Source organism: Sphingobium sp. JAI105 (assembly GCF_015752145.1).
GTDB lineage: Bacteria > Pseudomonadota > Alphaproteobacteria > Sphingomonadales > Sphingomonadaceae > Sphingobium > Sphingobium xenophagum.
This window is the reverse complement of record NZ_JADOUC010000001.1, coordinates 3,046,168-3,060,165: the sequence shown is the minus strand read 5'-3', so window position 1 is coordinate 3,060,165 and position 13,998 is coordinate 3,046,168. Positions and strand designations below refer to the sequence as shown.

Annotated in this window: 12 protein-coding genes and 1 pseudogene; 5 read left to right on the top strand and 8 right to left on the bottom strand. The window is 63.7% G+C overall.

Annotated elements, in window-relative coordinates:
* Positions 1-48: 48 nt before the first annotated feature.
* Positions 49-672, bottom strand: coding sequence for an aminotransferase class IV (locus tag IWY39_RS14820; protein WP_019052949.1), 624 nt, complete (start codon positions 670-672; stop codon positions 49-51).
* Positions 673-705: 33 nt separating this feature from the next.
* On the bottom strand, positions 706-1,881 hold the full coding sequence (gene pabB, locus IWY39_RS14815) for an aminodeoxychorismate synthase component I (protein WP_107126515.1): 1,176 nt from the start codon (positions 1,879-1,881) through the stop codon (positions 706-708).
* Between the two features lie 259 nt (positions 1,882-2,140).
* On the opposite strand from pabB, the gene IWY39_RS14810 reads away from it, so the two are divergent.
* On the top strand, positions 2,141-2,524 hold the full coding sequence (locus IWY39_RS14810; RefSeq protein WP_026002295.1) for a DUF983 domain-containing protein: 384 nt from the start codon (positions 2,141-2,143) through the stop codon (positions 2,522-2,524).
* A gap of 12 nt (positions 2,525-2,536) precedes the next feature.
* Here the strand turns inward: IWY39_RS14810 and IWY39_RS14805 are convergent, their stop codons facing one another.
* Positions 2,537-2,974, bottom strand: coding sequence for an acyl-CoA thioesterase (locus IWY39_RS14805; RefSeq protein WP_017182602.1), 438 nt, complete (start codon positions 2,972-2,974; stop codon positions 2,537-2,539).
* Positions 2,975-3,210: 236 nt separating this feature from the next.
* Here IWY39_RS14805 and IWY39_RS14800 point away from each other — a divergent pair.
* The 4 genes and pseudogenes from IWY39_RS14800 to IWY39_RS14785 all read left to right on the top strand — a co-directional run bounded on the left by IWY39_RS14800 (position 3,211) and on the right by IWY39_RS14785 (position 8,840).
* Positions 3,211-5,507 (top strand): annotated as a pseudogene (locus tag IWY39_RS14800) (TonB-dependent receptor).
* Positions 5,508-5,628: 121 nt separating this feature from the next.
* Entirely contained in the window at positions 5,629-6,870 is a 1,242-nt protein-coding gene (locus IWY39_RS14795) for a YceI family protein (RefSeq protein ID WP_107126516.1), read from the top strand.
* A gap of 115 nt (positions 6,871-6,985) precedes the next feature.
* A complete protein-coding gene (locus tag IWY39_RS14790; protein WP_107126517.1) occupies positions 6,986-7,342 on the top strand; it encodes a Rap1a/Tai family immunity protein in 357 nt (118 codons plus the stop codon).
* A gap of 127 nt (positions 7,343-7,469) precedes the next feature.
* The gene (locus IWY39_RS14785; protein WP_107126518.1) at positions 7,470-8,840 is read left to right on the top strand and encodes a class II 3-deoxy-7-phosphoheptulonate synthase; all 1,371 of its coding nucleotides are present in this window, start codon (positions 7,470-7,472) and stop codon (positions 8,838-8,840) included.
* Positions 8,841-9,100: 260 nt separating this feature from the next.
* Here the strand turns inward: IWY39_RS14785 and IWY39_RS14780 are convergent, their stop codons facing one another.
* The 5 genes from IWY39_RS14780 to IWY39_RS14760 all read right to left on the bottom strand — a co-directional run bounded on the left by IWY39_RS14780 (position 9,101) and on the right by IWY39_RS14760 (position 13,986).
* Positions 9,101-9,649, bottom strand: coding sequence for a hypothetical protein (locus tag IWY39_RS14780; RefSeq protein WP_107126519.1), 549 nt, complete (start codon positions 9,647-9,649; stop codon positions 9,101-9,103).
* A 411-nt stretch (positions 9,650-10,060) separates the two neighbouring features.
* The gene (locus IWY39_RS14775; RefSeq protein ID WP_145169995.1) at positions 10,061-11,254 is read right to left on the bottom strand and encodes an IS91 family transposase; all 1,194 of its coding nucleotides are present in this window, start codon (positions 11,252-11,254) and stop codon (positions 10,061-10,063) included.
* Positions 11,255-11,258: 4 nt separating this feature from the next.
* Positions 11,259-12,164, bottom strand: coding sequence for a tyrosine-type recombinase/integrase (locus IWY39_RS14770; protein WP_196871325.1), 906 nt, complete (start codon positions 12,162-12,164; stop codon positions 11,259-11,261).
* Positions 12,165-12,303: 139 nt separating this feature from the next.
* Complete coding sequence (locus IWY39_RS14765) at positions 12,304-12,846, bottom strand: pseudouridine synthase (RefSeq protein ID WP_019052942.1); 543 nt, start codon at positions 12,844-12,846, stop codon at positions 12,304-12,306.
* 3 nt (positions 12,847-12,849) lie between these two features.
* Positions 12,850-13,986, bottom strand: coding sequence for a cupin domain-containing protein (locus tag IWY39_RS14760; RefSeq protein WP_196871609.1), 1,137 nt, complete (start codon positions 13,984-13,986; stop codon positions 12,850-12,852).
* Between the last annotated feature and the right edge of the window lie 12 nt (positions 13,987-13,998).

Sequence of the window (13,998 nt, the reverse complement as noted above, 5' to 3'; positions counted from 1 at the left end):
GGCAACCGGCCAGTTGCCGCTTCCTGGCTTTACGGCAGAATGATGTGGCTAATGCGCCAGTGTCGCGGCGACCATGCCGCGCGCGGCATTGCCGATGAAGAAGCCATCGTCGAGATCATGCGGGCGAAGATCGGCCTCCACCGCCTCGCCCATGTCGATCAGGCTCTGGCGCAAGATGCCGGGCAGCAACCCGCGCGATCGCGGCGGGGTGAGCAATTTGTCGCCCCGCTCGACAAAGATCGAGGAGAAGCAGCATTCGGTGAGATAGCCCTGCGCATCGATCAGCGCGACTTCATAGGTGCCGCCACGTTGCAACGCATCGCGGTAGAGCGAACGGTCGGTGGTCTTGTGCAGCAGGCGCAGGTCGTCGGCGGGCGCATGGCGCGGCACGACCTTGACCGGCACGATCGCGCCCGGCCAGGCGATCCGGTCGCGCACCTCGATCGCCACCGCCCCGCCACGCGACACCATCAGCCGCACCCGGCTATGGTCGCGCAAACGGAAGGTCGCGGCCTGCAATTCGTTGCGCACGCCATGGCGATCGAAAGCGAAGCCAAGCGCATCGGCGCTCGCCTTCAACCGGGCAAGGTGCAGCTCCAGCAACCTGATGCCTTCGAGCGGGTCGAAGGCCATGGTTTCGAGCAGATCATAGCGTCCATCAGCCAGTGACATTCGAGCTATTCCAAACCTTTGGCGGCCAATATGTCAAGCGCCCGCAAGAAACCGCCCCTTGGCCAGACATTCCGCCCATTCAGAGCCAGCCTCTGAATCCACCACCAGACCAGAGCCAAGCCCCAGCCGCCCGACGCCCGCGCCCTCATCGATCGTCAGCGTGCGGATCGCGACGTTGAAGGCGGCGTCGCCATCCGGGTCGATCCAGCCCATCGATCCGGTATAGACGCCGCGTGCATGGGGTTCGAGCGCGTCGAGTATCTCCATCGCCCGCACCTTGGGCGCGCCGGTGATCGATCCGCAGGGGAACAGCACCCGCAGCACATCGACCGGCGACAGGCCGGGCAGGATGCGCGCACGCACGGTCGACACCAGCTGATGGACGGTCGGATAGCTTTCCACCTTGAACAGGTCCGGCACGGTCACACTGCCCGCGCGCGACACCCGCGACAGATCGTTGCGCAGCAGGTCGACGATCATCAGATTTTCCGCGCGCTGCTTGGCGTCGCTTTGCAGCCATTGGGCCAGCGCCGTATCCTGTTGCGGATCGGCATGGCGCGTGGCGGTGCCCTTCATGGGGCGCGCGGTCAGCTGGCCGCGCACCAGCGTGAAGAAGAGTTCGGGCGAGAAGGACAGCAACGCCTGCCCCCCGGTGCGGATCACCCCGCCATAGCCCGCCGCCGCGCGGGGCCGGACCGCGGCATAGAGCGCCATCGGATCGCCGCTCACCCTGGTTTCGCAGGGGAAGGTCAGGTTCGCCTGATAAATGTCGCCCGCGCGAATATAGTCCTGCACCGCGTCGAATGCCGCGCGATATTCGGCTTCGTCGATCAGCGGGCGGGGCGGCGTCACGCTGGCCCCGGCGGGATCGGGCAGCAGGTCGGGCAGCGTCCCCGGCGCGATCAACCGGACGCCTTCGAACAGGCCGAACCACAGCAACGGCGCGGCACCGCCCTTTGCCTCTGCGCGAGCGGCGACCGGCGCGAGCCTGTCTTCCAGCGCCAGCCCCGCTTCATAGGTCATATAGCCCGCGACATGCAGGCCATTTTCCCGCGCGTCGGCCAGCCGGTCGAGCGCGGGCTGGACCTCCTCCATGCGATGGGCTGCAATGATGCCGACCGGATCGCGATAGAGCCGCGCCGGGGCTGCGCCGCGCACGCGCGCATCGTCGAACAGGGCAAAGATTTCGGACGGACCGGGGAGACGCATGGCGGCTTATTAACAGGCTTTTGCGCAGGCGAAAGGGTAACTAGTGGCCCGATTCTGACATTCGACACCTTTTGAGGCCAAGCTGCGCTCGAATGTCAGAATCTTCCAGGGGCACTAGAAATTATTGATTCTGGTTGATTTTACGATTTTGCCATTTGCAGACCCATCCCAGCGTCCGGGGATGCAAATGGCAAAATCAATCCACCAGTGGGAATATGCCATGTTGCGCAGCATCGCCGCAGCCACTACCTCAGCGCCCATGCCCGACCAGACACCCGAAGCCGCACCCGATCGCCCGCTCGCCGCCGCCATCGGCCTGGCGCTGCGCGGGCGCTGCCCGGCCTGTGGCGAGGGACGGATGTTCGCCCGCTTCCTCAAGCCCACATCCGCCTGCGCCCATTGCGGCCAGCGCTGGGACAGGCATCAGGCCGACGATTTCCCATCCTATATCGTCATCCTGCTGCTGGGCCATATATTGGTCCCGCTGATGATAGAGGTGAACCGCGCGCTCGACATTCCGCTGGGATGGCAGGCCGCGATCTGGCCTGGCCTGGCGCTGCTGCTGGCCGTGGCGATGATCCAGCCGGTCAAGGGCGCGGTGATCGCCTTTCAATGGTCCCGGCGGATGCACGGATTTGGGTGAATAAATCCCGCTTCACGCCGGTCGGCGGATAAAATTCAGCTCCATCGCTTCGCGCAGCGTCTCGTCAATCTCGCGCCGTCCTTCGGCCCCATGGGTGACGACGGTGGTGTCGCAGGTGGCGACGCACACGCCCTTCTGAAACCCGGCCGAGCTGATCGTCCAGCTGGTGCGGCCGATATGGCCGATCGCGCAATGGACGTCGAAGGGATAGGGGAAATGCGATTCCTCGATGAAATTGAGATTCACGTTCGCCACCATCCAGCGCACGCCCTGTTCCTGCGGATGGCGACCCATATGGTGATGGAAACGGATACGCGCGGTCTCGAATATGCCGGAGATCGCCACATTGTTGATGTGGCCCATCGTATCGAGATCCTGAAAGCGGGAATCGATGCTGGTCACGAAGCGATAGGCTTCGGGACTGAAACGCCAGGATTCGGGTTTGGCCATGTCCTGCTTTCCAATAAAATAGGGATGGTCATGCCATAGCCGTCATGGCCAGTGATGCAATCGCGCCCGCGAAAATGGCGCGACTGCGACCTTTATGACACAATCCATATCAAGATACGCATCACAGGAATGTCATGCAGGCGACGCCAATTCGTCAAGCTCCTCTCATTGCAGTGCAACATCACGCGCCTACGGCCCCGAACCAAGCCGATTACGGTTCTTGAAGGGGAAAATTCATGCGTCCTGCCACTGCCCTGCTGCTCGCCTCCACCATGCTGGCGGCTACGCCCGCCTTTGCCCAGACGGCGGCGCCCGCCGCCGATGCAGCACCCGACGAAGCGACGATCGTCGTCTTTGGTCGCGGCGAAACCCGCCAGGTGCAGGAAATCAAGGCGCAGGAGATTGTCGTGCTGACGCCGGGCACCAATCCGCTCAAGGCGATTGAAAAGCTGCCCAGCGTCAATTTCCAGTCCGCCGACCCGTTCGGCAATTATGAATGGTCGCAGCGCGTCACCATCCGCAGCTTCAACCAGAACCAGCTTGGCTTTACCTTCGACGGCATCCCGCTGGGCGACATGAGCTATGGCAACCATAACGGCCTGCACATCACCCGCGCGATCAGCAGCGAAAATATCGGCAGCGTCCGCGTGTCGCAGGGTGCCGGCTCGCTCGGCACGCAGGCGACCGGCAATCTAGGCGGCACGGTCGAGACATTCTCGGCCGATCCGACCGGCGAGATGGGCGCACAGGGCAATCTGACCTATGGCAGCAACGACACGGTCCGCGCTTTTGCCCGCCTCAATCTGGGCACCAGGGACGGCGTACGCGGCTATGTGTCCTACGGCTATGGATCGACCGACAAATATAAGGGCCAGGGCAAGCAGGACCAGCATATGGCAATGCCAAGGTGATCGTGCCCATAGGCGAGGCCAAGATTGACGGCTGGCTGAGCTATTCCGACCGGCGCGAGCAGGATTATCAGGACATGTCGATGGGCATGATCAATCGGCTGGGCTGGGACTGGGACAACACCTTTCCCGACTATGCCCGCGCGATCGACTATGCCAGCCGCCTGAACGACGTGGATCTGGTCAGCAACAGCGGCGGATCGCCCTTCCCCGATGGCCGTTTCGACTATAGCGGCGCGTCCGTCGCCACTGGCCAGACCTATCCGGGCAATGTGACCAGCGCCGACGACGCCTATTATGACGCGGCGGGCCTGCGCAAGGACTGGCTGGGCGCGATCGGCCTCAACACGCCGCTGGGCGAGATCGCGACGCTGAACCTCAAGGGCTATTATCACAATAATAGCGGCATGGGCCTGTGGGCGACCCCCTATGTGCCCAGCCCCAACGGCGTCCCCATGTCGGTGCGCACCACCGAATATAAGATGGACCGCATCGGCGCGTTCGGCAGCGTCGATTTCACCATCGGCAGCCAGAATCTGAACGTCGGCGCATGGTATGAAAATAACAAGTTCAACCAGGCTCGCCGCTTCTATGCCTTCTCCAGCCGCACCGAGCCGGGCCTGTCCTTCCGCGACTATCCGAAAAATCCCTTCTTCACCCAGTGGGAGTTCGATTTCACCACCGACACGTTCCAATATCATGTGCAGGACAAGATCGACCTTGGCATGGTGACGATCAATCTGGGGTGGAAGGGCTTTTCGGTCACCAACAAGGCGGAGGCCGTCGTTCAGGCCAGCTTCCCGCAGGGCAAGATCAAGGCGCAGGACTGGTTCCAGCCCACCGCCGGTTTCGTCGTGAAGGTCAGCCCCGACGCGGAAGTCTTTGGCGGATTCAGCCAGTCGACCCGCGCCTTTGCCAGCGCCACGACCACCGGCCCCTTTTCGACCAATCAGGCCGGGTTCGACGCGATCAGGAATAATCTGAAACCCGAAGAGTCGGACACCTACGAACTCGGCCTGCGCTACAACACGCCGGTCTTCAGCGGCACGCTGGGTGCCTATCTCGTCAACTTCCGCAATCGCCTGCTGGCGGTGCAGGTCGGATCGGCGATCCAGGGCAACCCCTCGGCGCTCCAGAATGTCGGTGGCGTCCGCTCCGTCGGCGTCGAAGCGGCGGGCGACCTGAAACTGGGTGGCGGCTTCAGCCTCTACGCCAGCTACAGCTACACCGACGCGACCTATCGCGACGATGTCGTGAACGGCAATGGCGATCTTGTCGCGGCGATCAAGGACAAGACCGTGGTGGACAGCCCCAAGCATATGGCGCGCGGCGAATTCAACTTTGACGATGGCCAGCGCTTCTTCCGTGTCGGCCTCAACTATATGTCGCGCCGCTACTATAGCTACACCAATGACGCTTCGGTCCCCGGCCGCCTGATCGTCGACGCCTCGCTTGGCTATCGCTTCACCGACAAGGTGGAAGTGCAGCTGAACGCCACCAATCTGTTCGACAAGCGCTATGTCGGCACGATCGGGTCGGGCGGCTTTGGCAATAGCGGCGATGCCCAGACCCTGCTGGTCGGCGCGCCCCAGCAATTCTTCGCCACGCTGAAGGCCGGCTTCTGATCTGAAAAAAAGGCCGCGCCTATCCGCGGTCATAGGCAACGCATCGTTTCCCGGCAGGGCAATGGACTTCATGACGCGCGGGGCATAGCTTCGCCGTCAGGTCCATCCTGCCGGGGGTTTCATGCCACGCTACAGCCTTGTCGCCATCATCCTGCACTGGGCAATCGCGGCCCTGCTCGCTTTCCAGATCAGCGTTGGCTGGGCGCTGGAGGATCTGGGCGCGCGGGGCTTTGCCCTGTACCAATGGCACAAGTCGGTCGGCATCACGATATTGGGGCTGACCCTGCTGCGGATCGTCGTGCGCTACTGGAAGCCGCGCCCGGCAAAGCTGGAGGGCGGCTGGCAGGGCGCGCTGGCGTCGGGCGTGCATTTTGGTCTCTACGCCTTCATGCTGGGCGCGCCGCTGAGCGGCTGGGCGCTGGTATCGACCGCCAAGGTGAAGGTGCCGACCCTGCTGTTCGGCGTCCTGCCCCTGCCCCATCTGCCCTTGCCCGCAGGCGCGCATGAACTGGCGGAGGGCGGCCATGGCCTGATCGCCTGGCTGGGCATCGCGCTGTTCCTGCTCCATGTCGCGGGGGCGCTGCGCCATCATTTCCTGATCCGCGACGGGCTGATCTGGCGGATGGTACCGGGCCGGTCGACCGCGCTGCTGATCATCCTGCCCGCGCTGATGCTGCTGGGTCTGGTCGTCGGCAAGGCGATCCTGCCCGCGCCAGCAGCCAAGGTCGCCGCCCCGGTCGCAGCCTCCGAGACGCCGCAAGCCCCCGCCGCATCGGAAAACATCGCCGAACCAGCCAACATCGCCGCGCCCGCACCCGACATCGCCGCCGCCAACGTCACCGAGGCCGCCCCGGAAGCGCCCCCCGCCCCGCCGCCTGCCTGGACCGTGCAGCCGGGCGGCACGATCGGCTTTTCCGTCGGCAATGATGGCCAGACGATCAGCGGCAGCTTTGCCAAATGGACCGCCGCGATCGTCATGGACCCAGACCATCCCGAAACCGCCGACATCAAGGTGACGATCGACATGGCCAGCGCCAGCGTCGGCGATGCCTATCAGGACGGGATGCTGCCGGGCGACGAATTTTTCGCGGTGGCCGCCCACCCCACCGCAACCTTCACCGCGAAGGGCGCGGAGAAGAGCGGCGCGAACGCCTATCGCGCCACCGGCACGCTCAGCCTCAAAGGCGTCGCCAAGTCCCAGACCATCCGCTTCACCCTGTCGGGCGACGGCGCGACCCGCAAGGTCAGCGGCACCGCGACCATCGCCCGCGCCGCCTTTGGCGTGGGCAATGGCGAGAGCAGCGGCGGACTGGCCCCCCAGGTGGCGCTGACCTTCGCCTTCACGGCGAAGCGAAAGGATTGAGGCACAAATAGGCGTGCTCCCGCGCAGGCGGGAGCCCAGTCGAGGCGCTGGAACTGGGCTCCCGCCTGCGCGGGAGCACTATTATACTATTCACGACCTGTTGTTTGGAAACTTTATGCGCGCACTCCCCATCCTCATCGCGACCGCCTCGCTGGCCGCCGCCTCCCCCGCCCCGGTTGCGGCCCAAGCCTTCATGTTCGAAAGCGGCACATCGCTGCTCGCCAAATGCCGCAACAAGGCGCCCGAATATGCGCTGGCCTGCACCGCCTATATCGTCGGCGTGGTCGATGGCATCCGCAAGGACAGCTTCATCGGCCGTGGTCGCCCGATCTGCTGGCCTGACAAGATGAGCGCGGACGATGCCCGCCGCACCGTCGTCGCCTATCTCGAACGCTGGCCCGACCAGCGGCGCGGCCCCGCTTCCGTGCTGGTCAGCGTGGCGCTCAACGAACGCTATCCATGCCAGAAATAGCGAATCGATCAGTCTGATCGAAAGGATCATTGCGCCCGCGCGCCGGAATACTGCTATAAACTTGCCTTGGACGGCGCGGCGGCGTAGGTGCGGCCCCTGTTTTTTTGGTTCATTTAGGAGACTCGTCGTGGCGGCGAAATGGACGCCGGATAGCTGGCGCGCGCATAAGGGCATTCAGATGCCCGCTTACCGGGACACACAGGCGCTCGCCGCCGTGGAGGCCCAGCTTGGCCAGTTTCCGCCGCTCGTCTTTGCAGGCGAGGCCCGCAACCTGAAAACGGACCTGGCCAAGGTTGCGGCCGGTGACGCCTTCCTGTTGCAGGGCGGCGATTGCGCCGAAAGCTTTGCCGAGTTCCACCCGAACAATATCCGCGACACGTTCCGCGTGCTGCTCCAGATGGCGGTCGTGCTGACCTTCGCCTCGAAGCTGCCGGTGGTGAAGGTCGGCCGCATGGCGGGCCAGTTCGCCAAGCCGCGCTCGGCCGATACCGAAGTGGTCGGCGGGGTCGAGCTGCCCAGCTATCGCGGCGACAATGTCAACGACATCGCCTTCACCGCGCAAGGCCGCGAGCCGGACCCGCAGCGGATGGTGCAGGCCTATAACCAGTCGGCAGCAACGCTCAACCTGCTGCGCGCCTTCTCGACCGGCGGCTATGCCAGCCTGGATCGCGTCCATGGCTGGATGCTCGATTTCATGGGTCGCAGCCCCTGGGCCGCGAAGTTCGAACAGATGGCCGACCAGATCGGCCAGGCGCTCGACTTCATGCGCGCCTGTGGCCTGGACGCCGAAACCGTGCCGCAGCTTGGCGGGACCAGCTTCTACACCAGCCATGAAGCGCTGCTGCTGCCGTTCGAACAGGCGCTGACCCGGCAGGACAGCCTGACCGGCGACTGGTATGACACGTCCGCCCACATGCTGTGGATCGGCGACCGCACCCGTTTCGAAGGGTCGGCCCATGTCGAATATCTGCGCGGCATCGGTAATCCCATCGGCATGAAGTGCGGCCCCAGCCTGGAGCCGGACGCGCTCATCCGCCTGCTCGACCTGCTCAACCCGTCGCGCGAAGCCGGGCGCATCACGCTCATCACCCGCTACGGCCATGACAAGATCGAGGCGGGCCTGCCCAAGCTGGTCCGCGCCGTCCTGCGCGAAGGCCATCCGGTGGTCTGGTCCTGCGACCCGATGCACGGCAATGTCATCAAGGCCGCCAATGGCTACAAGACGCGGCCGTTCGAGCGCATCCTGGCCGAAGTGCGCGGCTTCTTCGCCGTTCACCGCGCCGAAGGCAGCTTCGGCGGCGGCATCCACGCGGAAATGACCGGCCAGAACGTCACCGAATGCACCGGCGGCGCCATCGCCATCACCGACGAAGGCCTCGCCGACCGCTACCACACCCATTGCGACCCGCGCCTGAACGCGGCGCAAAGCCTGGAGCTGGCCTTCCTGCTGGCCGAAATGCTCAACGAAGAACTGAAAGAACGCCGCGCCGCGGCGTGAAAAATGGCTTGATGCTCCCCTCCCGCGTGCGAGCGTCGGGTCGGTCATGCCCCCGGCATGACCTGAACAGTCCGGGGGACTGTTCACCCGCCGCTAGGCAGCGAGACTTGGGCGCGCAGCGCCCTAGTCGCAGCGGGGTGGGCCAACGCAACCTCGCGCAAGCCCACCCCCTAACCCCCTCCCGCCTGCGGGAGGGGGGGACGCGCGCTACAGAAATCCCCGACCTTTCACGGACGATCGTTTCTGGCTAAGTTGGGTGGTTAGCGTTCCGTCTGCTTTTGGATCAAGTCATATACAAAGCGGACATTCGGGATTCGCAGAAATTGGGGTACCGCATCGAACGTCGGTTGCCAAATACCGAAGCTTTGGCCGTTAAACAAACTCGTTGCAGCTCCAAAACGAATAGTGCCAGTCGCATCCGAACGCTCGCTCAGGTCAATATACGGCAATCTGTGAATGTCTACCGATTTCACAGTAGAACCACGACCATCTTTATATATTAAAATACGGCGATCAGTGACAGCGTAGCGCAATCTTTTTCGTATCGCTGCGTCGACCAGAAAACGCCCAAAGGTGATATACAAGCCTGCTATTAGAAAGGGCAGGCCGAATAACTTAAAGGGCAGGGCCGCTGAGTTTTGATCAACCATCCAAACACTAGCATTCCAAAATACAGCAAAGCCTCCCCACAATAGGCTGAAAGGTATCAAAAATGCTTCAATCGGGCGTAGGATCAAGCCGGTGTAGGGCTGGCCCTCCCAAAGGACGCGCTCACCAGCAAGCAACATTCGCCTTAATTCATCACCCATTTTTCGTCCCCGCCGAGCAATCGTCGCTTTGTCGATGTCGGGCTTTATCGCGGTTCAGACATCGATTAAAGTCGGCTTTCAGGCTGTCCACCAATTGTCGTGAACGGCTAAGAATGTGAAGGGTTTCGGGCGCCCTGCGTACGAAAGCCTCCAGTGCAGGAACCCGCGGGCCCCACGCGCTGCTCTATGGGTAAATAGGCTTTGGGATGGTTCTGGCGGGTAGACGTTGCCGGGCCGGAAGTGCGACTATCGGGCGGAACGGCATGATTTCGGGCCGCGTTAGGCCGCTAGCAGCGGTGGTTTTACGGATCAGCGTGTCCTGCGCCCGCTCTAATTCCGAGATGGGCATGCGCCCGGTCGTCGGCCAGGACGCTATGAGCGTGACCATCATGTAGAGCGAGCCATGCCGGATCATGGCGCGTGTCTCCGGGCGTGTGAGGCTGGCGTTGGTGGTGCGCGCGGTTGGCACCAGCGGGCGAAGGTTTCGACGATAGTCATATGCCCGCCGCAACATGGGCATGGCGGGCGATGATCGGGCGGCTCGTCGGGTTCGGATTCCTCGATCGGCGCAGCAACGCCCAGCAGCCTGCGGGCGAGCGCCATAGCTTCCTTGTGCGTCGAACTGGCGAGCAGGCCATAATGCCGGATGCGATGGAAGCCGCGCGGCAGGACATGGATCAGGAAGCGGCGGATGAACTCGTCTGTCGCCAACGTCATGACCTGCTGGCGTTCAGCACTATCGCGGCGATAATCCTTGTACCGGAATGTCACTCCGGCCTCGTCGAAGCCAATGAGCCGCCGGTTCGAGATGGCAACGCGGTGCGTGTAGCGCGAGAGATAGGCCAGCACCGCCTGCGGCCCCGCAAAGGGCGGTTTGGCATAGACCACCCAGCGCTTCTTCCGGATCGGCGACAGATGCCGCAGGAAGGGCTTACGTGAGGCCAGGCCCGCCAAGGCGTTGAAGAAGGCCAGCTTCCCAGCGTCGAACAACGCCAGCAGGCGTGTGAGGAACAGCCGGCGGAACAACGCACCCAGCACGCGTACCGGTAGCAGGAAGGCGGGGCGCGAGGAGATCCACCGCGTGCCGTCCGGCGTGATGCCGCCGCCGGGCACGATCATGTGCACATGCGGGTGGTGCGTGAGCGCTGATCCCCATGTGTGCAGCACGGCAGTGATGCCGATGCGAGCGCCGAGGTGTTTCGGATCGGCCGCGATGGTCAGCATGGTGTCCGCAGCCGCGCGGAACAGCAGATCATAGACCACCGCCTTGTTCTGGAAGGCGATGTCCGCGATCTCGGCAGGCAGGGTGAACACGACGTGGAAGTAACCGACCGGCAACAGATCGGCCTCGCGCGCGGCCAGCCAAGTGCGCGCGGCCGCGCCCTGACACTTGGGGCAGTGCCGGTTGCGGCAGGAGTTGTAGGCGATCCGCCAATGCCCGCAGTCATCGCAGGCCTCGACGTGACCGCCCAGTGCGGCTGTGCGGCAGTTCTCGATCGCTGTCATAACCTTGAGCTGGCCAAGGCTCAGATGCCCGGCATGGGCTGCGCGATAGGCGGGCCCGGCGCTACGGAAGATGTCGGCGACCTCGAGTGAGGTGCGCACCGGTTCAACCGGGAGGGCCCCTGCCTTCCATCACGGCCACGATCTGGTCGAGCGGACTGGCCACCGCCCGCATAGTCTTGCTCGAAACCTGAGTATAGATGCCGGTCGTGTTGATGTTCACGTGTCCCAGCAGGACCTGAATGACGCGGATATCGACACCCTGCTCGAGCAGGTGAGTGGCAAACGAATGCCGCAATGTGTGCGGGCTTACCCGCTTATGGATCTCGGCGCGCTCGGCCGCTTCCTGCACGACGCGATGCAACTGGCGCGCTGAGACCGGATCCGTGCCGTTGCGGCCGGGGAACAGCCAGCCATGTGGCAACATCACTCCCCGCCGCTTGCCTTCGCGCCACCATTGACGAAGCAAATCCAGCAGGTGCGGTGAAAGTATGGCGTTGCGATCCTTGCGTCCCTTGCCCTGCTCGACGCGGATCACCATCCGGGTGCTGTCGATGTCATCGACCTTGAGGTGGGCAACTTCCGAAACGCGCAGGCCCGCGCCATAGGCGACGCTGAGCGCTGCTTTGTATTTGATACCTGGCGCAGCCTCGAGCAGTCGCGCTGTCTCCTCGACGCTCAAAACCACCCGCAACTTGGGCGCGTAGTGCATGACGACAAGCCCCAGCGCCATCTCCGGTCGCTTGAGAGTTATACTGAACAGGAAACGCAGTGCCGATACGGCCCCATTGATGGTTGCTGGACCAACAGCCCGCTCATGCTGATCGATCTGAAAGCGCCGGAGGTCTTCGATCGTAGCCGTATCGGGAGGCCGACCGAGAAACGCGGCAAATGATCGGACGTGCCGGATATAGTCCTTCTGCGTGTGCTCCCCAAAGCCACGCATCGTCATGTCCTGCAACATACGCTCGCGCAGAGAATTCTTCGGGTTCGGGGAAGTGATGGCATCCATGGTGAGTTCCTTTCCGTTGAAGGAACTCCACGGTCGCAAGGCGACATCGCCGCTCGCAAAGCCTGAACAATACTACGCTACGTCACCCCAAGCGACCCTCCCGCGGAGCGGGTTCGTGCTTTGGTCGTTAGCGGCCCCCTCACCCAACCTCGCGCCATTCCCCCGGCTGCACGCCCTCCAGCGTCCATTCGCCGATCGCCCAGCGCACCAGCCTTAGCGTCGGATGCCCCACCGCCGCCGTCATGCGCCGCACCTGCCGGTTCTTGCCCTCCCTTATCGTCAGGCTGATCCAGCAATCGGCCACGGTCTTGCGAAAGCGCACCGGGGGGTCGCGGGGCCACAGCGCCGGGTCGTCGATCCGTTCGGCCTCGGCGGGCAAGGTCCGCCCGTCCTTCAGCGTCACCCCGCGCCGCAGCGCGTCGAGCGCCGCCTCGTCCGGCTCGCCCTCCACCTGCGCCAGATAGGTTTTGGGCATTTTGAAGCGGGGGTCGGCGATCCGCGCCTGCAGGCGGCCATCGTCGGTCAGCAGCAACAGCCCTTCGCTGTCCGTGTCCAGCCGCCCGGCGGGATAAACGCCCGGCACATCGATATAATCCTTGAGCGTCTGCCGCTCCGGCCCATTGGGTTCGGGGGTGAACTGGCACAGGACATTGAACGGTTTATTGAATAATATCAGCGCCATGGCCTAAACCTCTTCCTCAAATGCCAGGCTGCCCTGATTGACCAGCATGGTCAGCAACGCCAGCCCGGCATCGGACGGATCGACGCTCACATGATCCTGCGCGCAGAGCGTTTCGGCCAGCGCCGCCACGTCGCCGGCACAATCGAAACATTCGCCATCGACGAACAGCAGCAGCCCGTCGCCCTGCCGCACGAAGGAAAAGCGGCTCGCGGGATTGCGGCATAGCGCCGCCCCTTCCGCCAGCATCGCCGCGACATCGCCCGCTTCCATCGGCTCTTCGGGGCGCCAGTCGGTATCGGGATATTTGGGACTGCTGCTATATTGGCCGAACCAGCGGGCAAAGGCGGCGCGGTCGGCCAGCGCCTCCGTCACCAGCGCGTGCAGCCGGTCGATCGCGGCGGGCGCGATCTCGCCCGGATTGGCCTGCCGCGCCAGATCGGGATCGGCATAGCGATCCTCGTCCGGCATCGCGCCCACCAGCGTTTCGGACCAATGTTCGACCAGTTCGGCGCGCGACGGCGCGCGAAAGCCGATCGAATAGGTCATGCAGTCATCCCCGACCGCCACGCCATGATGGGCGATGCGCGGCGGCACGTAGAGAATGTCGCCCGGCTCCAATATCCATTCCTGTTCCGGTACGAAATCGGCCAGCAGGCGCAGATCGTCATGCGGCAAAAGCGGCGTTGTGGAATCGCATAAGGCCCCCACCTGCCAGCGGCGACGCCCTAGCCCCTGAACCAGAAACACATCATATTGGTCGAAATGCGCGCCCACCCCGCCGCCGTCGGTCGCATAGCTGACCATGACATCGTCGATCCGCCAATTAGGGACGAAGCGAAACGGATCGATCAGCGCCGCGACCTGCGGGACATGATGGTCCACCGCCTGCACCAGCAATGTCCAGGGGAGCGCGCCCAGTTGGCCAAAGCGGGTTTCGGGCAGCGGCCCGCTCTCCATCGCCAGCCGATCATCGCCCAGCGTGATCAGCCGCGATTCCACGCCCTGCTCGCACGCCAGCCCCGCCAGCTCGTCCGGTTCCAGCGGATTGCGCCACTCCCCCCACGGATTGCGGATGAGCAGCGGCTTTTTCTGCCAATAGTCGCGCAGGAACAGGACGGGATCGAAATGGGAAAGCTGCATGGCAATGCCCTG

Excerpts from the sequence above, each read along its gene's own strand:
- IWY39_RS14820 (WP_019052949.1), bottom strand. The coding sequence starts at position 672 with ATGTCACTGGCTGATGGACGCTATGATCTGCTCGAAACCATGGCCTTC.
- pabB (WP_107126515.1), bottom strand. The coding sequence starts at position 1,881 with ATGCGTCTCCCCGGTCCGTCCGAAATCTTTGCCCTGTTCGACGATGCG.
- IWY39_RS14810 (WP_026002295.1), top strand. The coding sequence starts at position 2,141 with ATGCCCGACCAGACACCCGAAGCCGCACCCGATCGCCCGCTCGCCGCC.
- IWY39_RS14805 (WP_017182602.1), bottom strand. The coding sequence starts at position 2,974 with ATGGCCAAACCCGAATCCTGGCGTTTCAGTCCCGAAGCCTATCGCTTC.
- IWY39_RS14795 (WP_107126516.1), top strand. The coding sequence starts at position 5,629 with ATGCCACGCTACAGCCTTGTCGCCATCATCCTGCACTGGGCAATCGCG.
- IWY39_RS14790 (WP_107126517.1), top strand. The coding sequence starts at position 6,986 with ATGCGCGCACTCCCCATCCTCATCGCGACCGCCTCGCTGGCCGCCGCC.
- IWY39_RS14780 (WP_107126519.1), bottom strand. The coding sequence starts at position 9,649 with ATGGGTGATGAATTAAGGCGAATGTTGCTTGCTGGTGAGCGCGTCCTT.
- IWY39_RS14770 (WP_196871325.1), bottom strand. The coding sequence starts at position 12,164 with ATGGATGCCATCACTTCCCCGAACCCGAAGAATTCTCTGCGCGAGCGT.
- IWY39_RS14765 (WP_019052942.1), bottom strand. The coding sequence starts at position 12,846 with ATGGCGCTGATATTATTCAATAAACCGTTCAATGTCCTGTGCCAGTTC.
- IWY39_RS14760 (WP_196871609.1), bottom strand. The coding sequence starts at position 13,986 with ATGCAGCTTTCCCATTTCGATCCCGTCCTGTTCCTGCGCGACTATTGG.